Raw genomic sequence first — 22,507 nt, 5'->3', positions numbered from 1 at the left:
AGGGAAAGAGAGTGGTTCCAGAACACATATTGCAGAAAGCAATAGCCCACAATGCCGTATGCGATAAGCTAAGAGCACAGGGGTATTCCATACAAGGATCCGGCAATGATTTTAGCAAGTGTTATTTTACAGAAGGGAAAGCTCCGCACCAGAAGATAGTGGGGTACATAGATATGAAAACGCTGGAGATAGTCCGGTTAGATTGATTGGAGGTATATTATGGCGAAAATAGTGATTGAGGTTCCGGATGACTGCCGGAAGTGTCCATGCTTTATAAAGGCAGAGGCAAAAGTTGGGCCAGATGAAAAGACATTCTACCTATGCAGGGAATTTTCCCGGATACTGGAAATTGGCGTGAATGGTTATGGCAACGTGAAAGAAGTACACAGATGTGCGGAATGTAAAACGGCGGAAGTGTTTGATAAGCAGAAAAAGGAGAAGTGACATGTATTATCCGGATGATTTTTACTGTGAACCATCTGAATTTGAGATGCAGGTGGAGGAGTTCAAAGAGAGCCTGGCAAAGTCGATAAAGAGTGAGTTCCTGGAGGAGATGGAGCGGCTGAAAGCGGAGAACCGGAAACTCCAGGGAATCAAGGACAATTTCGAGCAGGTAAAGAGGGACTACGAGCGGAAGAAGATGGAATGTGATAGGATGATGCGCGAGGCGGAGAACAACGCGAAGCGCATGAGGGTAGAGGAGCTGATGAAGAGGTTCCAGACATTCTTCTGGAGGCCGAGCTGGGAATATCTATATGGGCCGAAGTGCGATAAGTGCGATAAGAGCCGGAGAATCGAGGTAACACTTCCATCCGGAAACAAAGTCAAAGACGAATGCGAGTGCGACAAAAGCAGGATGAAAGTCATGGTTCCGGAAAAAATGGTGCGGTATGAGCTGGCGGATAGAGACAGAGGAATAGCTGCCTGGTATACCGCTTGCGGAAAAGAGGGGGAAAGGTACTACAAACTGGATTATGCTGGTACCGTATTTGCAGAAAAGAATTTAGTGGTGCCAGGTACGTCCTTTGATGTGCTGGAGAAGCAAGAAAACCAGAATTCTCTTTTGTTCTCCACCAGGGAGGAGTGTCTTGCATACTGCGAGTATCTGAATGAAAAGAACCTGGTGCCAATGGATACAATCTATGAGTGTGACGGAACAGTCTGGAAAAGTGAGGAGGAGTAAAGATGGGAAAAACCAAAGGTTTTATTCTGAACCGCAAGCAGTACCAGAACATACGGCGCATGGATCACTGTCAGATGACATTATGGGCGGAGAGCGTCTACAAATCCGGTTTTAAGGACGGCCAGGAGGCAACGCCGGGGCTTACCAGCCAGGAGATAAGGGATGCCTTGCAGCCAGTGAAGGGCATCGGGGCAAAGAGGATGGATTCCATCATAGAGGCATTATCTCTGGCGCTGGAAGAAAGAGGAAAGGCAGGAGAGATGGCATGAGATTGGGAGAAGAATGTCCGTATATTACACCGTGCGGATGGTGCAGCAGAAAAGATGTCCCTTGCGATTCCGGAAAATACAAAAAACCAATGCCTGGGATTCCTAAAATACCAGTTCCTCCTCCGCCTGGAGAGAAAAAAGGATGCCAGAAAAAATGATTGCATCCGTCAGAGACCGGTGTTAGAATGAAATAACAAGGGGCATATTACAAAAGTGCGAATTTAATGATACTGTGCATCATGGGGGATGCCATGCTTGTAGTGTGAGTGCATATGGTGTGAGTAAATTTTGTGCTTGAGATATGCGTGGAGAAATGATATAATAACTTTATTCAGAGGATCCCGGTGGGGCCGGTTCGTCGATAAAGAGAGGTAGAGACTATGCAGCAGGATAGAAGAAAAACGAAGAGAACAGATATGCCGTCCAAGCTTGTAATTAAGAGACTTGACGGCCAAAAGGGAAACGAAGTAACGATTAATATTATGGATGTGTCCAAGAACGGCATTGGCTTTGACTGTGCGGAACCTCTGCAGATCGGGGAAGTATATGAAGCATATCTGACCATCTGGACAAAGGAAGTCATTCATGCGTTTTTACAGATTGTGAGAATCGAGCTGAAGGGGGGCACATACGGATACGGAGCTATCTTTATCGGTATGCCGGAGATGGATTCTGCAAGAATTGAGGTTTATCAGACAGTAAATGACAATTAGGAAAAAGGAGGGGCTTCTGCGGAAGTCCCTTTTGACAGGGATTATTTCTATTCTTTTGGGAATATTGTATTATTTTATTTTTCATTTTTCAGCACAGGACAGTGAGCAGTCAGGTTCTCTGAGCAGAATGGTCACGGAAAAATGCGTCGCATTCATGAATGTACTCTCGGGAGCGCATTGGAGTGACATTAAAATGGCCGGGCTTGCGGAATATTTTGAACATCCCGTCAGAAAGCTGGCACATTTTTCAGAGTATGCCTGTATGGGAGTGCTGGTGTACTGTCTCTGGAATCAGTGGATGAGACGCGGGAAAGCTCTGGCGCTGCTGACGGTGGGCTGGGTATTTGCCTCTGCCGCCGCCGATGAGTTTCACCAGTATTTTGTGCCGGGAAGGTATGCCAGTGTGGCCGATGTGCTGCTGGATACCTGCGGGGGTGCTTTCGGCGTACTGTGCTGTGTCTGTGTGGCGACTCTGTATCAGAGAAGGAGGAGGAAAACGATATAACCCTTTTCTTTCAGAAGCCCGGCCGCCTCTGTCATGGATCGCTCTTCATAAAATTCTATTTTCAGGACACCGTCATCGGACTCCCGGTTATGTGTGATACCGATATTTTTGATGCTGAGTCCACGCCCGGCCAGAAGAGAGACAATATGAGCCAGGGCGCCGGATTTATCGGCAATTTCCACGCTGATGCTGTAGGACCTTTTGATGGGACCGCTGGAAGCATTGATAAAGGAGTCCCGGTAGAGACGGGCGTCTTCGAAACGGTCATAAAGGGCTGTTTCTTTTTTTGCGTCCAAATCTTCCTTAAATGCTGTCAATGCCTTTATATAGTCGTCCAGCAACATGGAAATATTCGAAGTGTTGGACAGACAGATCTGCTGCCACATGACGGCCTGGGAGGAGGCGATTCTGGTGATATCCTTAAAGCCGCCTGCTGCCACCATCTTCATGATGCCATCCTCGGAGTCTCTGTCATGCACCAGGTTTACCAGCGCGGAAGCGATAATGTGTGGTAGATGGCTGACTGCGGCTGTCACATAGTCATGCTTTCTGTAATCCAGAATCAGAGGAATCGCCCGCATTTTAAGTACCAGAGATCTGTAGGCCTCCAGCTGCCTTTGGGAGACGGAAGAGGTGGGGGTCAGGATATAGAAGGCATTTTCCAGCAGCGATGCTTTGGAATTGACAAAGCCAACACGTTCGTTTCCGGCCATGGGGTGGCCTCCGATAAAGCATTCATCCAGGCCGGCCTGGTGAACGGCTTCGTGGATACCGGATTTTACACTGCCTACGTCGGTCAGCAGACAGTCGGGCTTCATGACCTTTTTCACGGCGGCAAGATTTGCGTCGTTTCTTTTCACAGGCGCACACAGAAAAATATAATCACAGTCGGAAAAGCTTTCGTCGATGGCCGGCGCGGCGCTGTCAACGATGCCCTCGTGCAGCGCCAGGCGAAGTGTCTCCGCACTGATGTCATAAGCAATGATTCTGATTTGGGGAATATTTTCTTTCAGGGCTCTGGCGATGGACCCGCCAATCAGGCCCAGTCCGATGAAACCGCAGGATAAACAGCACATATGATATACCTCTTTTTTCTTATACACCATAACACTTTACTGCCTGAAAAGCAACAGAAAAGTGAGCGGAACAACTTATTTCAATAATTGATAAGAATAGCTTGTAAAAGTAAGCACATTCTAGTAAAATAAACACATGGGAATTGAATCTTTTGTCATTATCATGTCAAAACACCCAAATTACATAAAAACTGGAGGAAAGTCAAATGAAAGTTTACACAACTGACAAGATTCGCAATGTGGTGCTGCTGGGACACGGCGGGAGCGGTAAGACCAGCCTGGCGGAAGCATTTGCGTATCTGTCCGGAATTACATCCCGAATGGGGAAAGTGCCCGACGGCAACACCCTGAGTGACTATGGCAAAGAGGAACAGAAGCGTAAATTTTCCATCAGCGCATCCGTAATTCCCATCGAATGGGAGGGATATAAGATCAATCTGATCGACACTCCCGGCTATTTTGATTTTGTGGGCGAGGCGGAGGAAGCCGTCAGCGCGGCCGGCGCGGCAATTATAGTGGTGAACGGCAAGTCCGGTATTGAAGTAGGCACCCAGAAGGCGTGGGAGCTCTGTGAGAAATATAAGCTGCCCAGGTTTATCTATGTCTCCAATATGGACGTGGATAATGCATCTTTCCGTCAGGTAGTGGAAGATATGACCAATCTCTATGGCAAGAGAATGGCTCCCTTCAATCTGCCGATTCGTGAGGATGAGAAGTTTGTCGGCTATGTAAACGTTGTCTCCGAGACCGGACACCGCTGGCAGGGAAAAGAGGTGGTAGATGCCGAGATTCCGGAATACAATAAGGCGAATCTGGAAATGTGCCGCGACACCCTGATGGAAGCGGTGGCGGAGACCAGCGAAGAGATGATGGAACGGTACTTTGGAGGAGAGACCTTCTCCGACGCGGAAATCAGAGCTGCTCTGCGTACCAATATATGTGACTGCAGCATTGTTCCCATGACCATGGGTTCCAATGTATTGTGCCAGGGTGTCTATACGCTGCTGGATGATATTGTAAAATATATGCCCAGTCCCGAGAACCGTAAGCTTGCCGGCATTAATACGAAGACAAACGAGATATACAATGCGGATTATGATTTCTCGAAGGCAAAATCGGCAGTGATCTGGAAGACTATCGTGGATCCCTTTATCGGCAAATATTCGCTGATTAAAGTGAATTCCGGTGTGCTGAAGACGGACGATCTGCTGTACAATGTGGATACCGAGGTGGAGGAGAAGATCGGCAAGCTCTATGTCCTTCAGGCCAATAAGCCTATGGAAGTGCCGGAACTTCATGCGGGAGATATCGGTGCGCTGGCGAAGCTGAGTGATGCGAAGACAGGCAACAGCCTTGCCACAAAAGCAGCTCCGATTAAATACGGGAAGGTGGAAGTCTCCACTCCTTATACCTGTATGCGCTATAAGCCGAAGAATAAGGGAGATGTGGATAAGATTTCCCAGGCGCTGCAGAAGATGACCAACGAGGACCTCACTCTGAAGGTGGTAAATGATTCTGAGAACAGACAGACGCTGCTTTACGGCATGGGCGATCAGCATCTGGATATCGTTGTCAGCCGTCTGCTGAACGAGTATAAGGTGGACGTGGAGCTGGATAAACCGAAGGTGGCCTACAAGGAGACCATCCGGAAGCAGTCTGACGTGGAATACAAGTACAGAAAGCAGTCAGGAGGCCACGGCCAGTACGGACATGTGAAAATGCGCTTCAGCCCCTCTGAGAACCTGGAGGAGGCCTATGAGTTTTCACAGGAAGTCGTGGGAGGTACCGTTCCCAAGAACTATTATCCCGCAGTTGACAAGGGACTGCAGGAATCTGTTCTGAAGGGACCTATGGCGGCGTATCCTGTGGTGGGTGTGAAGGCTGTCCTGTACGACGGTTCCTATCATCCGGTGGATTCCTCCGAGCAGGCATTCAAGATGGCAACGATTCAGGCCTTCAAGAAAGGCTTTATGGAGGCTCATCCTGTTCTGTTAGAGCCCATTGCCTCTCTGAAAGTTACGGTTCCGGATGCTTATACCGGAGATGTCATGGGTGATCTGAACAAGAGACGCGGCCGTGTGCTGGGCATGAATCCCATGGCAGGAGGAAAGCAGGTTATAGAGGCGGAAATCCCTCAGAGCTCACTGCATGGCTATTGTACTGACCTTCGGTCCATGACCGGCGGCAGAGGCGAGTATTGCTATGAGTTCATCCACTATGAACAGGCTCCCTCCGATGTACAGGAGAAGGAGATTGCCGCAAGAGCAGCAAAGGTGGCGGAGAACTCTTCGGAAGATTAAAAATAGCGGGATAAAGTGAGATTTGATTAAAATTAAGGTAAATCTTGATGAATTTTATCTTGACAGACCGCTGAAGAAACGCTACAATGAAATTCAGTTTTATAATTGTCAGTGGCGCGGAAGAGGAGTATTAAGGATATCGAACTTTCAGAGAGCCGTCGGAGGGTGTGAGGCGGCAGTGGAGATTTCCCCAACTGGCCTCGGAGTCCTTGCCTGAAGCGCAGGAAGCGTGTGTAAGGTGGAGCGGTTAATCCCGTTATCGATTTAAAAGTGCACAACCTCGGCTCTGCCGGGCTGTGAATTAGAGTGGTACCACGGAATCAGGCCCTTTCGTCTCTAAAACGAAAGGGCTTTTTTGCTGCCCGGGAGGCAATGGAACCGTACAGTCACAAAGGTGCATGAGAGGCGCACCGAAGAGACTTTACACTTTAGAGCCGTCGCGCAGCGACTATATTCAGGAGGTAAATTATGGCAAAACCATACAACCATCATGAGGTGGAACAGAGATGGCAGGCTGTCTGGGACGAAGAGCATGCTTTCCGGACATCCGACGATTATTCCAGGCCCAAGTACTATGCGCTGGTAGAATTCCCCTATCCCTCCGGTCAGGGACTCCATGTGGGACATCCGAGGCCTTATACGGCGCTGGACATTGTGGCCCGCAAGCGCAGAATGCAGGGATACAACGTGCTCTATCCCATGGGGTGGGATGCATTTGGTCTTCCCACGGAGAATTATGCGATTAAGAATCACATTCATCCTAAAATTGTGACGAAAAACAATGTGGAGCGTTTCAAGGGGCAGCTCCATGCGCTGGGCTATTCCTTTGATTGGGAGAGAGAGATCAATACCACGGATCCGGAATACTATAAATGGACACAGTGGATTTTCCTGAAACTGTTTAAGGCAGGTCTTGCATACAAGACGGAAATGCCCATTAACTGGTGTACCTCCTGCAAGGTAGGACTTGCAAATGAAGAGGTGGTGAACGGTGTCTGTGAGAGATGCGGAGCGGAGGTGGTCCGCAGGGTCAAGAGTCAGTGGATGCTGAAGATTACGGAATATGCGGATAAGCTTCTGCAGGGTCTCGACACAGTGGATTACATTGAGCGTGTCAAGGTTTCTCAGAAGAACTGGATCGGCAAGTCCCAGGGGGCGGAGGTTGACTTTACCATAACGGGAAAGGAAGAGAAGCTCCGCATTTACACCACAAGGCCGGACACGCTTTTCGGAGCCACATATATGGTAGTGTCCCCGGAACATCCTCTGATTGAGAAGTACAGGGATGAGATTCAGAATTACGACGCTCTGGCAGCATACAGAGAACAGGCGGCGAAGAAGTCCGATTTTGAGCGCACAGAGCTGGCAAAGGATAAGACAGGTGTGCAGATTGACGGTCTCACGGCCACCAACCCGGTGAACGGCAGAGAGATTCCCATCTGGATATCCGATTATGTGCTTATGACCTATGGAACGGGAGCCATCATGGCAGTTCCGGCCCATGATGACAGAGATTGGGATTTTGCGAAGAAATTCGGCCTCCCCATTATCGAGGTGGTGGCTGGAAGCCCGGTGAGCGTGCAGGAAGCGGTCTATACCGATGTGGAGACGGGAACCCTTGTCAATTCCGATTTCCTGGATGGACTGTCTGTGGCGGATGCCAAGAAGAAAATCATCGCCTGGCTGGAGGAAAAAGGTCTGGGAAGTAGCAAGACCAATTTCAAGCTTCGGGATTGGGTATTTTCCAGACAGCGCTACTGGGGCGAGCCCATTCCCATTGTGAAATGTGAGAAATGCGGCTTTGTCCCTCTGGATGAAAGCGAGCTTCCGCTGATGCTTCCCGAGGTGGAGTCCTATGAACCCACAGATAACGGCGAGTCGCCGTTGGCTTCCATGACGGAATGGGTGAACACCACCTGCCCCTGCTGCGGAGGCCCCGGGAAGCGGGAGACAGATACCATGCCTCAGTGGGCAGGTTCTTCCTGGTATTTCCTCCGCTATACGGATCCGAAAAATGAGAAGGCGCTGGCGAGTAAGGAGGCGTTGGAGTACTGGATGCCTGTGGACTGGTACAACGGCGGCATGGAACATACCACGCTGCATCTGCTGTATTCCAGATTCTGGCACAGATTCCTCTATGACCAAAAGGAAGTGCCCTGTGCTGAACCTTATCAGAAGAGAACCAGCCATGGCATGATTCTGGGGTCCAACGGAGAAAAGATGTCCAAATCCAGGGGAAATGTGGTGAATCCGGATGACATTGTCAGAGAATACGGGGCTGATACGCTGCGGACTTATGAAATGTTTATCGGTGCGTTCGACTTAAGTGCCTCATGGAGTGAGGACGGTGTGAAAGGCTGCCGCCGTTTCCTGGAGAGAGTCTGGAAGCTGCAGGATATGCTGGTGGAAGGGGATGAATACAGCGATGACCTGGAGACGAAGATGCATCAGACGATTAAGAAGGTATCCGGCGATTTTGAGAATCTGAAATTCAATACCGCAATCGCCTCCATGATGTCTCTGATCAATGAATTTTACCGGAAAAATGCCGTTACAAAAGGAGAGTACAGAACGCTTCTGACACTGCTGAACCCGGTGGCGCCCCATGTTACCGAGGAGCTGTGGCAGACGGCGGGCTTTGACGGCAGAATCTATCAGACGGCATGGCCTTCCTATGTGGAAGAAAAAACCGTGGAGAACATGGTGGAAATCGGTGTACAGGTGAACGGCAAAATCAGAGTGACCATTTCCGTGCCGAAGGATTCGGAGAAGGATGCGGTCATTGCGGCGGCAAAAGAAGCTCTGGGAGATAAGCTGACGGGTAATATCGTGAAAGAAATCTATGTGCCGGGCAGAATTGTGAATATTGTAGCGAAGTAAGCTGCGATAATTTTTCACTGTAATTCAGGCAGGCTGCTCAAAGTAACTCTGCCGCCTTTCATGCAGGGAGGTACTGGGGGATGCATGAGAGCGGGAAGGAAAAGGACAGGGGACTGACTCATGGGTCCCCTGTCCTTTGTGAGCAAGGCCAGTTCCAGGCAGCCGAATAAGTTATTGATCCGTTTTCGGAGGCTCGGAGGCAGAGCCGGCGTTCCGGCTTTTTTCCAGAATTTTATCAATCTGTTTTAACTCGTCGCTGCTGCTGTGCTTCCGGATGGCTGCAATGGCAGCGTTCATTTCCTGGGGCGTAAATGTCAGATTTTCCTGTTTGGCCTTTTTCAGCATGGGCAGAGCAAAGGCCATCATTTCCTTTTGGCTTTTTCCGTGTCCCTTTGCAAAGAGATCCTCCACAAATTTCAGCTTTTTCTCCGGAATGTCTTTCACAAGGGGATCTGTCATCCAGACAGGTCTGGTATCATTTTCCATAAAATGCTCCTTTTCTGATTTACTGATATAATTTGATTACCGTTAAGCGGGAAGATAGCAGATAGCATATGATTACTCCTCCTGGCCGGCTCCGAACATCTGGAACAGAGAGGATAAACCGGAATCAGACATTCCGGAGAACATATCCATTGGATTATCCGTGCCCATTCCTTCGGGGAAAAGTTCCTGCATCATTTTCATCATATCCATCATTTCCTGCATTTTTCTGAAGTTTGCCATCATGTTTTTCATGTTTTCAATTTTGGAACGCTCTCCCTGACTGCTGAAGGGAATCAGCTCGTCGAGAAGCTTTAAGGTATCATCATTGTCTCCCTGAAAGAAATCGGCGGATAACTGTTTCCCGCTCCCGAGAAGACGAGTGTCCGAATGGCGGCGCAGAAACGTAAGCGTATACTGTAGTTCCAGAAGCTTTATGTAGACTGCAAAGCCGCCCTGCTGTCCGGGAGCGAGCCAGGGGAGAAGTATTTTCAGCATCTGAATCCGGTTAGTGGTAAAGAGAGAATCAAATGCGGTTATTGTCTTTGACGTCTGTTCATCCATGACGCACACTCCTTTCCGGGCGGGAATTGTTTCCCTTTCATTCTATGTAGACAAGTCGGTGGTTATGTGCGTGAAAAACCGGAGAACTTTTTACGTCCTGTAACAGTAATGCAGGCCCCCGTGGAGTCCCACAGGAGCCTGCTCGGTCTAATGCTTAATTGCAGCCACAGCCACAGCCGCAGTTGTTGTTGCTGCATCCGCAACCGCATCCATTGCCGAACATGCTGCCGTTGCCACAGAAGCAGGAGAGCAGCAGAATCCAGATGAGCCATTCGCATCCGCCGCCGTTGTTGCCGCCGAATAATCCGCCGTTGCCGCAACCACAGCCGCATCCACAGCTGTTGTTGTTCCCGCCGCAGCAGAACAGCAACAGGATAATCCAGATCCAGCTGCCGCATCCGTTATTGTTCTGGGGGGTTGCACATCCACAGGAATCATTGCAGCCACAATTTGTAGCAGTTAAGTCACTCATTTTTTTGCCTCCAAAGGTTTATTTATGGTTTATTGTATGCGGGGCTGCATGTCAATGTTTCCTGGGGGACAGATGAATTTTCACGGCAGGTATTTTTAATGCTGCGGATGAACGACATGTCGTTATGTACTGTAATGCAACAGTTCGGCACCCTGTCTGAACTGTTACATTGCGAATGTGTTACAGATTTTGGCTTTGAAAAAGTCTTGAAATAATCTTAGGATATAGTAAAATAAGAAAAGAAGTCGAAATTTTACAGGGAATGATTATGGAGAAGAAGATTTACGTGCTGGAAGGCAGGCAGTTTCGCACGGAAAGCGACTATGCCAATGCCCGAAGAGATAAGGAAATAACAGATAAGCTGCGGAAAGAGACAGATTTCGGAGACAGAGAGGACTTGACTGCTCTGCGGAAAAAGCTGTGTGATGGTCAGTATAAGTTCCGGACACTTCTGGGACGGGATTTCCTGGATGAAGTGGAAGAGCAGCTGAAGAAAATAGACATTGCGGAAGGCCGCAGAAGACCGGTGCGGACCAGGCAGGAGACAGCGGGAGAAGAGGTACGGGCAAAGGGAGAAGTAACGGCTGACAGGAGTAATACGGATAGCCGGAGAATGCATGCTAATCCTGGCAGAGCAGGGAGACCGGAAGGGCAGACGGGCCGGGATACAGAGAAAAAGAAGAGCAGTCAGGCCGAAGAGAATGGGATTGCGGATGCCATTGTACAGGAGGAGCTGGAAAAGCTGGAAAAGCGCAGAAAACTGATTCTGGCACTGTGCAGTGTTGCGGCGGTCTGCTGTCTGGGGTATTTTGGCATTTATTCTTATTATATATACCGGACGGAGAGTGCGTATCAGAAACTCAGCGAAATGAAGGAAATGGCGGCATCTTCGGCAGAGGCTGTTACCCCTTCTTCGGAGGGACCTCTGTATACTCTGGACGGGGAAGCGAAAGAGAAAGAAGTGCTGGAAGAATATAAGAACCTGCTGTTGAAGAACAGAAAGCTGATTGGCTGGGTGAAAATCGACGGTACGTCCATAGATTATCCCGTGATGCAGACCGTGGATAATGAGTACTATCTGGACCATAACATGAATCAGGAATATGATAAAAACGGTACTATTTTTATGGATAAAGACTGCGATGTACTGAAACCCAGCACGAATTACATTCTGTACGGGCATCATATGCGCAGCGGGAAGATGTTCGGACAGCTGGATAAGTATAAGGATGAAGCCTTCTGTGAAGAGCATCCCTACATCAGCTTTGACACAATCTATGAGAAGGGAACCTATGAGGTGATGTATGTATTCCGATCCAAAGTGTACAAGGAGACGGAGATTGCGTTCAAATATTATCAGTTCATTGATGCAAACGGAGAACAGGAGTTTGACTCCTACATGCAGGAGATGGCGGCACTGTCCCTGTATGATACCGGCGTGACGGCCGCCTACGGAGATCAGCTTCTGACGCTTTCCACCTGTGATTATCAGGAGACGGACGGGCGTTTTGTGGTGGTGGCGAAAAAGGTGGAGTAGTATCAGCATTTTGGTTATTATGATGAGATGGCAGGCTTGATTCGCAGCCTTTTCAGCCAGGCGCTGAAGAGCAACAACAGCCTGGCATTCGCCGTACTGACAGGCTGCCTGCGGGTTTCCAAAGAAAGTATCTTCACCGGATTGAATAACCTGAAGGTATATTCAATTACGGATACACAGTCCGATGAAAGATTTGGCTTTACTCACAGCGAAATTCAGGGCATTGCAGAGAGATTTGAGTGTACCGACAAGCTTTATCTGATCAGGGAATGGTACGACGGATACCGTTTTGGCAATGCGGAGGTCTATTGCCCCTGGGATGTGAGCAATTATTATACCTCCATTGATAACCTGTGGAGCATTTTTTTAGCCACCGGCTATCTGACACAGCGAGGCAGCGAGGATGGGGAGACTTACCAGCTGGCGATACCGAATCGTGAGATACGGAAGATTTTCATTGATCAGATTTTGGAGTGGTTCCAGCAGGAAGCACGAAAGGATACGACCACTCTGGATGCATTCTGTGATGCATTTGCCAATGGAGATGCGGAAGCGGTGGAGCGCCTGTTCAATGCATATCTCTCCAGAATAATCAGCATACGGGATACAAATGTGTGTAAAAACAGGAAGAAAAACTTCTGTCACGGTATCCTCCTGGGGCTGCTGAGCCACCGGGAAGACTGGTACATCCGATCCAATGTGGAATCGGGCGACGGCTATAGCGATATTCTTGTGGAAATCGAGGAAAAGAGTATCGGTATTGTGATAGAAGTGAAATACCCGGACAGCAGTATAAAATCTCAAGGAGATTTATCTCAAGGAGATTTATCTCCTTATGATACCCTGGAAAAAGGCTGTAAAGATGCCCTGGGGCAGATAGACACAAAAAGTTATGAGGAAAAGCTGCGCCGGGATGGTCTGGAAATCATCTTGAAATATGGTATTGCCTGTAACAGGAAAAAATGTAGAGTTATGTTAAAAAAATGAAGGAAAACGCATTGATAGAAGGTTCTTATTACGAAAGGCATCTTATCAGGGAGGTGAGGTGCCTACAGGGAACAGATGGATGCTGTGGTGCTGACGATATATCACATGAGAAATCTGAAGCGGAAACCACAGTTATGATGAATTTAGCATATCTTGTAAAAAGACTTGCAATTAATTCAAGATGTAGTAAAATAAAAGAAAGTGACAGGAAATAAAAACAGGAATCAAAAGCTAATATAAGGCAGGAAAGATGACGATACATATATAGGCTATTCTCTGATCAAGTGACAACAGAGAAGGCTGTGTGAATATTTTATAGAAGAATTTAAGGAGCAGGCAGCAGGCAGAAGCGTGGAGACGACTTCTGATATTTTCGTCTGCGATTATCCGAATTAATCAGTATCAGAGTGAAAAGACCGCAAAGGAGTAACGGAGATGAGTAAAGCAGTTAAGAAAAAGGCGAGAAGACTGAAGAGAACCATACGCAGGACATTGGGAACGCTGTTCCTGATATCTGCTCTTGTGGTGGCGGCGATTCCTGTGGATAATCTGCAGGCTTCCGGGGGAACAGGGGAGATTGCGGCTCCACGTGCAAGAACAGATACTGTTCGACCTCAAAGTGATGCTATTCCAACATTAGAAAAAGATAATAATGGCAGCTACCCTAAAATATATACAACAGAGGATACAAATCTGCAGTTTGCATATATACAGGAGAAGGCTACTACTGGTCAGGATGCACCGTGGGCTGTAGTTCTGGTAGGGTATAATAAAGGCTATGTTCAAAACGGGGTATTAAATATTCCTGATACAGTGGATGCTTACAGGCAGTATACTTCAAATCAGGGACAAAGTTCAGGATATGTAGCAGTAGGCAGAAATGGGAACTTTTTGTTTTACCGGAATGCAGTCGAAAAAAGATTTCAAAAAAGTGATCCGAATAAGCCGACAAAGTATATTGAAAAACTTGAAGATATTACCGAAGAAAATATTGTATACGAAAGGTATTTAGTTGAGGATGGGGATTATCTTCCCTGTTATTTAAATGATAAAGCAGCATGGGAGGGGCTTAAGGCAAATAGAATTTATTATGACACCGATCATCCAACAGGAGATGATGTCGCGTCGGAAAGCGGCCCGAATAGTACGATATATGAAACGGTAGATGGACACATAAATTTTCAACGAATAACTAATGTAGCAGTAAATTATATTTGTAATCAATGGTATAATGAGGATAAAAAAGAATGGGAAAAAGTAACTGACCAAAATAAAGATAAAGGTCTTTTTGCAAAAACTTCTAATATTGTCACTTTGAGTCTGGGAAAATCGTTTAAGGGAATTGGCGATTATGCTTTTTATGGTTCAGGTATTAATAGTGTAGAGTTTCGTGGTTCGGAGGGCGGAAATGATGGCGGCAATGGTTTGAGTGTCATAGGGGAAGGGGCCTTTGAAGAGTGCATTCAGTTACAGTCCATTCCGCTAAATGCTAACTGTCCGCTGAGCGCACTGGGAGCATTTGCTTTTAAAAAATGCAGATCTTTGACAGAGTTTTCTATGCCCTGGAGTGTGACCCAGATAGGCGATTCCGCATTTGAAGGCTGTGACGCGCTTCAGACGATTGACCTGTGTAGTGAGGGAAGCGACAGTACCGGAAATGGCGTCAATAGACTGAGCAAAATAGGATATGATGTATTCAAGGGCTGCAGTGCTCTGCAGTCGGTGACTTTTCCGGATGGATGTAATGGAGATGTTCCCATTTCCATATTTGAGGGCTGTTCCTCTCTGAGATATGTGTGCGCGAGAAGCAGCGATATGTCTTTTGTGGAAGAGCCGGGTGTCTATACCTATGAGCAGTTTAAAGCTATGCTGGGTGAAGGAACCACGGTAAACGGAGAATTTTATTTTGAAGGCCAGGAGGGGTCTGATCTTCACCAAATGTGTAAAGACAACTGCTTTGCATTTAGTTATATCTATGACCGGGGCGGAAATTATGCCAAGAAGGATCGTTACGAACTTACCATGGAGGATCCGGAAAGTACAGCAACGAATACTTTTGTGGTGACGTCAGCAAATAACCTGTTTAGCTATACACCTAATAATGGAGACGTAAAATCCCTTACCATTCCGACGAAGATAGGTCCTTATGCCATCAGAACTATTGATCCGGGAGTATTCCAGAATCGCTGTACATTGGAGACAGTTCTTGTTTCCACCACAGTTGAGGGAATAGGAGAGAGAGCTTTCCAGGGGTGTCATAATCTGACGAATGTCATCTTTACAGATTTTACGCTGGATTCCGGCGATAATATTACGATTGGCGCAAATGCGTTCCGGACTCAGGATTTTACAGGAAGCAGCCATGACTGCAAGGGACAGGTCGAGGATACAGACGGAGTTCCTGCAAAGGAACTGCATTTTACTGGTCCGATTTCATCCACGTTCGGCCCCTTCCAGTATGCCATGAGCAGTGGGGGAACTTACAACAGCGGCGCACAGAAGGACAGCTATATTACCTATTACAGCGGATGGCCGTCGAACCTTGAGATAAAATATAATCCGGCCACCGGGCTGAGTGAGCTGGTGAACTTCCCGGCGCTGAGTGAGTTGAGTTCCTATAATTCAGCTACGTATAAATATCTGCATCTGCCGGGGGCGGAAGTAAATGCTGCCGGTAAGACTGTATATGAAGCGGCAATGGAAAATGCTGCTGCTAATTACCCTGGTAGTATGACTCCAAATGAGAAGGAAGTTGCGGATGCAACAGTTAATCTGGTCATTCCCGAGGGAGTACAGTCGGTAAAAGAAGGTCTGATCAGAGAGAAGGGAGAAAAAGATCCCACTATAAGCAAGACAGTCACAGCCTACAGCCTGCTGGAAATCAAAGGCGGTGAGATTGATGAGAGTGATCCTGACAGAGGAATTAAGGAAGGTACCGGAACGTTTGCAGGCTCCACCACTTTAACGGCAATTAAACTGCTGCAGGGAACTACCGGTACGCCTGCGAAGATAGGCGACTATGCATTTCAGGATTGTACGTCCCTTACGGAGGTAACCATTTCGGCAGATTACACCACCATGGGGAAGGTGCCATTTTACGGGTGTGAAAAGCTTAGCTTTGTGAACTTTGACAACCATCCAAAGTTTGTCTGTGATGAGAAGTCCTTCATATATGAACTGGATGCCAATGGGAATCCTTACAGTCTGATAGAGTGTCTGGAAGGCAAGAGTGCAAAAGATGTCAGCACATTGGATCTGGGAGAGGGAATCACGGAGATCAAGGAAGAGGCGTTCAGAGGCAGCAAGGTAAGAACAATTGATTTATCTGCCACTAATATTACTACAATTCCAAAGGGAGCTTTTGCCGAGACAGAGTCTCTGACTACTGTGACGTTTCCTGAAAGCCTCGCAATGATTGAAGATTTTGCCTTTGTCGGAAGTGCGGTAGATACATTTAATGTAAGATGTAAGAATCTGATGTGTGCGCCTAACGCCTTCTATGGGGACAATAATGCCGGTGAATCTCAAAAGCACTTCGGAAAAGTAGATATGAGTAATCCACCTGAAGAAGTATGGTGGTATTATGCAGAAGGCGGAGAGGGTGCATATCGGGTCGGTAATGCACAGGGTTTTATTACCGAGGAGACAAAGTTCCCTTCCACTTACAATGTTTACTTTACCTATCGGGATGAAGAGGGGAATCAGCAGGAAGTATATGCCGAGAACAGAGTTTCGGGAATGAATGAAGTGGTTTATCCTGAGATTCCGCAGAATATAGTAGTGAACGGCCTTCCCCAGCGCTTTACAGAATGGAAGCTGGAAGTGGAGAAGGATACCTGGCATTTTACCGCACAGTATGGTTATATTACACATACTGTTACCTTCTGGGACAGCAAGGACGGCATGAAGGAAGTGTACCGCATGGAGATAGCGGATACGGGCAATGCCCTGGTGCTGGCGGCGGATATTGAAGAATTGTCTGCGATCATGAATGACAGTCGCTTTGTGGAGTGGGATTGCGAAGGGGATCTGACGAAGGTTACAGGTGATTACACTGCCGTCGCAAAGTATCGCCAGGAAGGCCAGTATATAGTAAAATATATGGCACGGAAGGGCAGTATCAGAGGAGAATGGCAGGTTTTCCAGACCATGACGGTAATGGGCGGCGAGAGTGCTCCTAATATTACCGGACCTTCGGGAAGTGAGTGGGCGGTAGAAGGATATACCTTTACCGGGTGGCTGGATCTTCCGACAAATATAAACAGTGACGAGGTGGTTTACGCGTCTTATTTGCCGGGTTCCGGGGGGGATAATCCGGACAATCCGGATAACCCGGATAAGCCTGACAATCCGGATAATCCTGATAATCCGAACAATCCAGACGACGGTAATAATAACAATAATAATGGCAATAACAACAATAATGGCAACAACAATAATGGCAATAACAACAACAATAATAATAACGGAACGGGAAGCAGCAATACCGGAAGCAGCAACACTGCAACCCATACGCTGACAGTACAGGGAGGAAGCGGTTCCGGCAGCTATGCGCCCGGCACACAGATTATCATTACAGCCAACCCTCCGGCGAGAGGACAGGAGTTCAGCAGCTGGACGGTAAGCCCTGCGAATACGGTGGTCACGGATAAGACCATGTCTTCGGCGATTATTACAATGCCGAATAATGATGTGGCAGTCATCGCCAACTATAAGGCGAAAACCAGTACCAACACAGGTACAGGTACCGGCAACAGTTCCAATACCAATCGCCCCGGCAGCGGCACCGGTACTGTAAATAAGGGAAATACCGTTGTAATTGACAAGAACGGATTATCCAATACGGGAGTAGTGTCCGCAACGGTGAATGGCTCTTCTGACAACTTTACGATAAAGGTGACAGAGAGCAGTACAGCTACAGAGGCGATTCTGCGGGCTTTGCTGGCGGAGTATGGAAGTGTTGACAACATTAAGTATTTCCCCATGGATATTTCCCTGTATGATTCCACGGGAACAAAGCTGATCACAGATACCACAGGGCTGTCCGTGAGCATTACATTGCCTTTGCCGGATTCGCTGATTACTTATGCGGGGAATAACAAGGTGGCAGGCGTGGTAAATGACAAACTGGATAAACTGACGCCCAGATTTACGACGATTAACGGCGTGTCCTGTGTTACCTTTACGGCGGAACATTTTTCACCCTATGTGATTTATGTGGATATTACCAATTTGTCTGACGGAACGATTTCCGACAGTACACCGACTACCGGTGATGGTATTCATCCCAAATGGTTCCTGTCCATTGGATTGGCCAGTCTGTCCTTTGTAATGTTCATGGTGAAGGATAATAGAAAGAGTCCTAAAAAGAAGCAGAAAGTTGCGGTCAGAGCATAAATTGCTTCTCGAAGGAAAAGAAGTGACAGTTCAGCCATTGGCCGGACTGTTGCGAAAGCCGAAAGGAAAGGCATATGAAGAGGAAAAAACGTATTACAGGTGTCCTGATAATGATGCTGACACTGATAATCATGTTGCTTCCTGTGTCGGAGGCAGATGCGGAAACATCTGCCTCCGATTTTAAAATGGAAGGCAGTACTCTGATAAAATATCGGGGTACGGAAAAAAATGTGACCATTCCCAATACTGTGGAAGTGATTGGGAAAAGCGCTTTTGAGGAGAATAAAAATATTGAGCTTGTGGTAGTGCCGAATTCCGTTAAAAGAATTGAATCCTATGCTTTCTGGGGCTGTGATAATCTGGATACAGTAGTTCTGGGCAAGGGACTGAGTGAAGTAGGAGATTATTCGTTTACAGGATGTAAGGGACTGGTACAGATAAGTGTGCCGTCTACCGTGTCTTCTATCGGGATTCAGGCTTTTTCAGATTGCGTGAATCTGAAAGATATCACGATCCCGCCGGAGACCCAGTACATTCATGAAACGGCTTTTAATGGATGTACAAAACTGACCATTCATGCGGAGACCGGCAGTGTGGCGGAACAATATGCAAAGGATTTCTATGAGCGGCAGAAGGAGATGCCGGGATACGAAGAGACTCCGGACTCTCAGCCTTCTGACCCCGGACAGGGGACGGAAACGCCTGTACCGGATGAACCGACGCCTGCGCCGGGGCCGGAGAATCCTGTTCCCACACAGCCGCCTGCGCAGACAGAGGGAAATGTACTGGGTTCTACACATGTAGTGGGGAACAGAGCAGTCCTTTTCGTAAATAATACGCTGCTCAAAGTATATGGAAACGACAGGCGCCAGGACGCTGCAGAGGCTCCCACGGAAAGTCCGTCTGCAAATATAGAGTGGGGAGATACTGTTCCCAAATTCAGAATTGTGGACGGGAGAATCATTGCAGATGAGGCTTATTATCGCTGCGGAGATTTAGGAGATATATCACTGCCTGAAGGAATAGAGGAAGTGGGACAGTTTTCTTTTGCGAGGAGTTCTGCTGTCTCTGTCGTGCTGCCGGAGGGTGTGAAGGAAATCGGATATGGTGCGTTTTACCACTGTGATGCTCTGGAAGAGGTTACCCTTCCTGATACGGTGATGTGCGTGGAGCCCAGAGCTTTTGAACACACTCTGTGGGTGAAGAATTTCCTGGAGGGCACGGACGCGGCCGGAAATGCGGCTGCTGACGGTGACTTTCTGACAGAAGGAGGCGTGCTGATTGCCTATCGGGGGAACGCTGCGGAGGTAACAGTTCCGGGAGATGTGCGTGTCATTGCGGCAGAAGTGTTTAAGAACCACACAGAGATAGAGAGTGTGTCGCTTCCGGACAGCCTGCTGGTAATAGGGGAGGGGGCCTTTGAAGGCTGCAGTAACCTGGCCGGTCTGGACCTGGGGAACTGTGTGGAGGAGATTAAGGACAGAGCTTTTCTGGGAAATATCCTGGGAGAGGTGGTTTTACCGGCATCGTTGGAAAAAATCGGACTTCAGGCTTTCGGCAATGCCATTCTTACCTATGGAACCGGAGAAGCAGAACATACTTATGAGTCCTCTGCCACGAGACTTTCCAATGTGGAATATCGAATTTTTAACAGAACAGATCCGCAGACACCCGGTGTGACCGTAATTGGGCTGGAGGAGACTTTTGGTTCCGGAGCGGTTCTGCCGGAGGCGGCTTCCCTGGAAGGTGCTGACAGAAGTTACACGCTGACTGTAAATAAGGCGGAGGATATCAGCGCCATGGAGAAAGCGTTTCAACGCGCTTTCAGCGCCGGTCTTCCGGAAAATACAGGTATCTATGATTTGACATTGACAGATGAGAGCGGAATACCCTTGTCAAAGCTGGGCAGCCAGGCGCTTACGGTAACGCTTCCTGTGCCGGAGAATCTGAAAGGGCAAAATCTGAAATTAGTTACCCTGGACAGAAATGGGCAGCTGGAGATGCTTTCAGTGGAGCGCGTTTCCATAAACGGTGTGGAGGCATTTCAGTTTCGGATGAATAATGTATCCGTGATCGGAGTGTGCGGGGTACAGGATATGGATTTACGATAAACATCGATAGCCCGGCTGCCGGCACTATTATGAAAGCGAGGACAAGAGAATGGAACTGGGAATCAGTACGGACTTTGACAGAGAATTTGTGGTGATTGAGGACAGGAAGCGAAGCCTGGAACAGATTGCGGCAGCCGGATTTTCTCATATACACTGGTGCTATGAGTGGGACGGAGAGTACATATATGCTGTTTCAGAGATGAAGCAGATACGTGAGTGGATGGATGAATATGGCTTGAAGGCGAAATCACTTCATGCAAGCAAGGGAAGCTCCGGGGCAGGGGGTGCACGGATAAAAAGGCACTATCGGAAGGACTATACCTCATCATTGGAGCCCAATCGCATTGCGGGAGTAGAATTGATACAGAATCGGGTCGAGCTGGCACATATTATCGGCGCAACGGAAATCGTGCTGCATATGTATCTTCCCTATGAAGAATTTGAGAGGAACCCGGATTATAAGGAAATATTTTACGGGCAGGTATATCGTTCTCTGGATGAGCTGATGCCGTTCTGTGCGGAAAGGAATGTGCGGATTTGTATTGAAAATCTGTTTGAAGCGCCGGGTGAGTTACAGATAGAACAGTTTACCCGGTTATGCAGGCGCTATCCGGAATCGTTCCTAGGACTTTGTCTGGACACAGGACACGCTTATCTGGTATGGGGCAGAGAATTTGTGGAGAAACTGGCAGTTCCCTTTCAGGACAGAATCTACTCTGTCCATCTGCATGACAATCGCGGCTGGGGAGACCGGCCGGGCTGCGGTGATGCCCATCGGATACCGGAGGATGCCGATTTCCCGTGGAAAGAATTGATGCCTGTATTATCCCGTTCGGCCTATGAAAATCCGCTGGTGCTTGAGGTGAGCATGCAGGCGGGGGATGAGCCGGAGGATTACCTGAAGCGGGCGTATGAAGCAGGGCAGCGGCTTTATCAGCTGCAATGAGAGAGCAGAGCTCTGATCATGCATTATGAACATCAGAACAATCCCAGCATACAATAAATTAATGTATATGCCGGGATTTTTTGATTATGCAGAGAGTGAGAAATATGACAGGGGCAAATCTGCCTGTCGGGACAGATGGCCGGGGCGTGACAGTTGCCGTGCTGGATACGGGCATGAGCATGCACCCGGACCTGCTGGGCAGACCGGTGTGTTTTCGAGATTTTGTGGGACATAGAAATCTGATATATGACAATAACGGACATGGTACTCATGTGTGCGGAATCTTGTGCGGAAGCGGCAGAATGTCCTCGGGAAGGTATCGTGGAATAGCGCCGGGAGCCAGACTGGTGGTGGGGAAAGTCCTGGACGAAAAAGGGGACGGATCCACGGAGATTATGATAGAAGGAATGGACTGGATCCTGGAGGTCAAGCGGAAATATGAGATCAGGATTCTGAATATATCTGTGGGTATTGGAAGTCTGGAGGAACCGATGAAGGAGAACGCTTTACATGAAAAAATTGAAGAGTTATGGAGAAACGGGATTCTGGTAGTATGTGCTGCCGGGAATAAGGGTCCCGGGGAAGGGACAATTTCGTCTGTGGGAGGGGTGAAGGTATTGACGGTGGGATGCCATGATGGAAGCTATGCTGTGGATAATCCTTCGAGATGTTCCCTGTACTCAGGAAGGGGAATTGCCGGAAGTCCTGTCCGTAAGCCGGATCTGGTGGCACCCGGCACGGACATTATTTCCTGTAATCTGAATGGGGCAGGGGGATTTGGCAGAGGCAGAAATCGGAACGCATATGTTGCGAAAAGCGGGACTTCCATGGCTACGCCAGTGGTGTCCGGGGCGGCGGCTCTGGCACTTCAGAAATATCCTGATATGAGCAACGAAGAATGCAGACAGAAACTGCTGTACACGGCGACGGACCTGGGACTTCCGTGGAATCAGCAGGGCTGGGGAATGGTGAATGTGGAACGATTGCTGAACTGATTTTCAGCAGCTTCTTTTTGCAAAAAATATTGACATGGCCCGTATTATTGTATACAATAATACGGGCGCAGTGCTGTATTGATTGCCCT

Annotated in this window: 20 protein-coding genes and 1 other annotated feature; of the genes, 16 read left to right on the top strand and 4 right to left on the bottom strand. The window is 48.1% G+C overall.

Features of this window, described 5'->3' with window-relative positions; translation table 11 throughout:
• Positions 1–11 precede the first annotated feature (11 nt).
• The 7 genes from NSB25_RS11115 to NSB25_RS11085 all read left to right on the top strand — a co-directional run bounded on the left by NSB25_RS11115 (position 12) and on the right by NSB25_RS11085 (position 2,670).
• Complete coding sequence (locus NSB25_RS11115; RefSeq protein WP_103239733.1) at positions 12–206, top strand: hypothetical protein; 195 nt, start codon at positions 12–14, stop codon at positions 204–206.
• Positions 207–219: 13 nt separating this feature from the next.
• Positions 220–444 carry a hypothetical protein gene (locus NSB25_RS11110; RefSeq protein ID WP_103239732.1) on the top strand — a complete coding sequence of 75 codons (225 nt, stop codon included), beginning with the start codon at positions 220–222 and terminating at the stop codon, positions 442–444.
• Between the two features lies 1 nt (position 445).
• Positions 446–1,183, top strand: a complete 738-nt coding sequence (locus NSB25_RS11105; protein ID WP_103239731.1) for a hypothetical protein — start codon at positions 446–448, stop codon at positions 1,181–1,183.
• A gap of 2 nt (positions 1,184–1,185) precedes the next feature.
• On the top strand, positions 1,186–1,452 hold the full coding sequence (locus NSB25_RS11100) for a hypothetical protein (RefSeq protein ID WP_103239730.1): 267 nt from the start codon (positions 1,186–1,188) through the stop codon (positions 1,450–1,452).
• Entirely contained in the window at positions 1,449–1,610 is a 162-nt protein-coding gene (locus NSB25_RS11095) for a hypothetical protein (protein WP_172455081.1), read from the top strand. Before NSB25_RS11100 ends, NSB25_RS11095 begins: the two co-directional genes overlap by 4 nt.
• 222 nt (positions 1,611–1,832) lie before the next feature.
• Positions 1,833–2,165 carry a PilZ domain-containing protein gene (locus NSB25_RS11090; RefSeq protein WP_103239729.1) on the top strand — a complete coding sequence of 111 codons (333 nt, stop codon included), beginning with the start codon at positions 1,833–1,835 and terminating at the stop codon, positions 2,163–2,165.
• Entirely contained in the window at positions 2,155–2,670 is a 516-nt protein-coding gene (locus NSB25_RS11085) for a VanZ family protein (protein ID WP_103239728.1), read from the top strand. The genes NSB25_RS11090 and NSB25_RS11085 overlap by 11 nt, the downstream gene beginning before the upstream one ends.
• Here NSB25_RS11085 and NSB25_RS11080 read toward each other — a convergent pair.
• Positions 2,643–3,776 (bottom strand): prephenate dehydrogenase, encoded by a 1,134-nt coding sequence (locus NSB25_RS11080; RefSeq protein WP_242982406.1) that lies wholly within the window; start codon positions 3,774–3,776, stop codon positions 2,643–2,645. The genes NSB25_RS11085 and NSB25_RS11080 overlap by 28 nt on opposite strands.
• Before the next feature lie 176 nt (positions 3,777–3,952).
• Between NSB25_RS11080 and NSB25_RS11075 the strand changes: the two genes are divergently transcribed.
• Positions 3,953–6,046: an elongation factor G gene (locus NSB25_RS11075; RefSeq protein ID WP_103239727.1), complete on the top strand. Its 2,094-nt coding sequence runs from the start codon at positions 3,953–3,955 to the stop codon at positions 6,044–6,046.
• A 108-nt stretch (positions 6,047–6,154) separates the two neighbouring features.
• Positions 6,155–6,387, top strand: a binding site (T-box leader).
• Between the two features lie 127 nt (positions 6,388–6,514).
• Positions 6,515–8,926: a leucine--tRNA ligase gene (gene leuS / locus NSB25_RS11070; RefSeq protein ID WP_103239726.1), complete on the top strand. Its 2,412-nt coding sequence runs from the start codon at positions 6,515–6,517 to the stop codon at positions 8,924–8,926.
• 171 nt (positions 8,927–9,097) lie between these two features.
• On the opposite strand, the gene NSB25_RS11065 is transcribed toward leuS, so the two are convergent.
• The 3 genes from NSB25_RS11065 to NSB25_RS11055 all read right to left on the bottom strand — a co-directional run bounded on the left by NSB25_RS11065 (position 9,098) and on the right by NSB25_RS11055 (position 10,445).
• Positions 9,098–9,412 carry a hypothetical protein gene (locus tag NSB25_RS11065; protein WP_103239725.1) on the bottom strand — a complete coding sequence of 105 codons (315 nt, stop codon included), beginning with the start codon at positions 9,410–9,412 and terminating at the stop codon, positions 9,098–9,100.
• 72 nt (positions 9,413–9,484) lie between these two features.
• Entirely contained in the window at positions 9,485–9,973 is a 489-nt protein-coding gene (locus NSB25_RS11060; protein ID WP_103239724.1) for a hypothetical protein, read from the bottom strand.
• 154 nt (positions 9,974–10,127) lie between these two features.
• On the bottom strand, positions 10,128–10,445 hold the full coding sequence (locus tag NSB25_RS11055; RefSeq protein WP_103239723.1) for a hypothetical protein: 318 nt from the start codon (positions 10,443–10,445) through the stop codon (positions 10,128–10,130).
• A 268-nt stretch (positions 10,446–10,713) separates the two neighbouring features.
• On the opposite strand from NSB25_RS11055, the gene srtB reads away from it, so the two are divergent.
• The 7 genes from srtB (at position 10,714) to NSB25_RS11020 (ending at position 22,418) form a co-directional block, all read left to right on the top strand.
• A complete protein-coding gene (gene srtB / locus NSB25_RS11050; protein WP_103239722.1) occupies positions 10,714–11,982 on the top strand; it encodes a class B sortase in 1,269 nt (422 codons plus the stop codon).
• 36 nt (positions 11,983–12,018) lie between these two features.
• The gene (locus tag NSB25_RS11045) at positions 12,019–12,969 is read left to right on the top strand and encodes a PD-(D/E)XK nuclease domain-containing protein (RefSeq protein WP_172455080.1); all 951 of its coding nucleotides are present in this window, start codon (positions 12,019–12,021) and stop codon (positions 12,967–12,969) included.
• On the top strand, positions 12,966–13,184 hold the full coding sequence (locus NSB25_RS11040; RefSeq protein ID WP_103239720.1) for a hypothetical protein: 219 nt from the start codon (positions 12,966–12,968) through the stop codon (positions 13,182–13,184). Before NSB25_RS11045 ends, NSB25_RS11040 begins: the two co-directional genes overlap by 4 nt.
• Positions 13,185–13,404: 220 nt before the next feature.
• Positions 13,405–18,366 (top strand): leucine-rich repeat protein, encoded by a 4,962-nt coding sequence (locus NSB25_RS11035; protein ID WP_103239719.1) that lies wholly within the window; start codon positions 13,405–13,407, stop codon positions 18,364–18,366.
• 74 nt (positions 18,367–18,440) lie between these two features.
• The gene (locus NSB25_RS11030) at positions 18,441–20,477 is read left to right on the top strand and encodes a leucine-rich repeat domain-containing protein (protein WP_103239718.1); all 2,037 of its coding nucleotides are present in this window, start codon (positions 18,441–18,443) and stop codon (positions 20,475–20,477) included.
• A 49-nt stretch (positions 20,478–20,526) separates the two neighbouring features.
• A complete protein-coding gene (locus NSB25_RS11025) occupies positions 20,527–21,423 on the top strand; it encodes a sugar phosphate isomerase/epimerase family protein (protein WP_103239717.1) in 897 nt (298 codons plus the stop codon).
• Between the two features lie 86 nt (positions 21,424–21,509).
• Entirely contained in the window at positions 21,510–22,418 is a 909-nt protein-coding gene (locus NSB25_RS11020; RefSeq protein WP_103239716.1) for a S8 family peptidase, read from the top strand.
• Positions 22,419–22,507: the final 89 nt, after the last annotated feature.

Source organism: Acetatifactor muris (genome assembly GCF_024623325.1).
Lineage (GTDB): Bacteria > Bacillota > Clostridia > Lachnospirales > Lachnospiraceae > Acetatifactor > Acetatifactor muris.
This window is presented reverse-complemented; position numbering and strand designations above follow the sequence as displayed.

Excerpts from the sequence above, each read along its gene's own strand:
- NSB25_RS11110 (WP_103239732.1), top strand. The coding sequence starts at position 220 with ATGGCGAAAATAGTGATTGAGGTTCCGGATGACTGCCGGAAGTGTCCA.
- NSB25_RS11105 (WP_103239731.1), top strand. The coding sequence starts at position 446 with ATGTATTATCCGGATGATTTTTACTGTGAACCATCTGAATTTGAGATG.
- NSB25_RS11100 (WP_103239730.1), top strand. The coding sequence starts at position 1,186 with ATGGGAAAAACCAAAGGTTTTATTCTGAACCGCAAGCAGTACCAGAAC.
- NSB25_RS11095 (WP_172455081.1), top strand. The coding sequence starts at position 1,449 with ATGAGATTGGGAGAAGAATGTCCGTATATTACACCGTGCGGATGGTGC.
- NSB25_RS11090 (WP_103239729.1), top strand. The coding sequence starts at position 1,833 with ATGCAGCAGGATAGAAGAAAAACGAAGAGAACAGATATGCCGTCCAAG.
- NSB25_RS11085 (WP_103239728.1), top strand. The coding sequence starts at position 2,155 with ATGACAATTAGGAAAAAGGAGGGGCTTCTGCGGAAGTCCCTTTTGACA.
- NSB25_RS11080 (WP_242982406.1), bottom strand. The coding sequence starts at position 3,776 with ATGGTGTATAAGAAAAAAGAGGTATATCATATGTGCTGTTTATCCTGC.
- NSB25_RS11075 (WP_103239727.1), top strand. The coding sequence starts at position 3,953 with ATGAAAGTTTACACAACTGACAAGATTCGCAATGTGGTGCTGCTGGGA.
- leuS (WP_103239726.1), top strand. The coding sequence starts at position 6,515 with ATGGCAAAACCATACAACCATCATGAGGTGGAACAGAGATGGCAGGCT.
- NSB25_RS11065 (WP_103239725.1), bottom strand. The coding sequence starts at position 9,412 with ATGGAAAATGATACCAGACCTGTCTGGATGACAGATCCCCTTGTGAAA.
- NSB25_RS11060 (WP_103239724.1), bottom strand. The coding sequence starts at position 9,973 with ATGGATGAACAGACGTCAAAGACAATAACCGCATTTGATTCTCTCTTT.
- NSB25_RS11055 (WP_103239723.1), bottom strand. The coding sequence starts at position 10,445 with ATGAGTGACTTAACTGCTACAAATTGTGGCTGCAATGATTCCTGTGGA.
- srtB (WP_103239722.1), top strand. The coding sequence starts at position 10,714 with ATGGAGAAGAAGATTTACGTGCTGGAAGGCAGGCAGTTTCGCACGGAA.
- NSB25_RS11040 (WP_103239720.1), top strand. The coding sequence starts at position 12,966 with ATGAAGGAAAACGCATTGATAGAAGGTTCTTATTACGAAAGGCATCTT.
- NSB25_RS11035 (WP_103239719.1), top strand. The coding sequence starts at position 13,405 with ATGAGTAAAGCAGTTAAGAAAAAGGCGAGAAGACTGAAGAGAACCATA.
- NSB25_RS11030 (WP_103239718.1), top strand. The coding sequence starts at position 18,441 with ATGAAGAGGAAAAAACGTATTACAGGTGTCCTGATAATGATGCTGACA.
- NSB25_RS11025 (WP_103239717.1), top strand. The coding sequence starts at position 20,527 with ATGGAACTGGGAATCAGTACGGACTTTGACAGAGAATTTGTGGTGATT.
- NSB25_RS11020 (WP_103239716.1), top strand. The coding sequence starts at position 21,510 with ATGCAGAGAGTGAGAAATATGACAGGGGCAAATCTGCCTGTCGGGACA.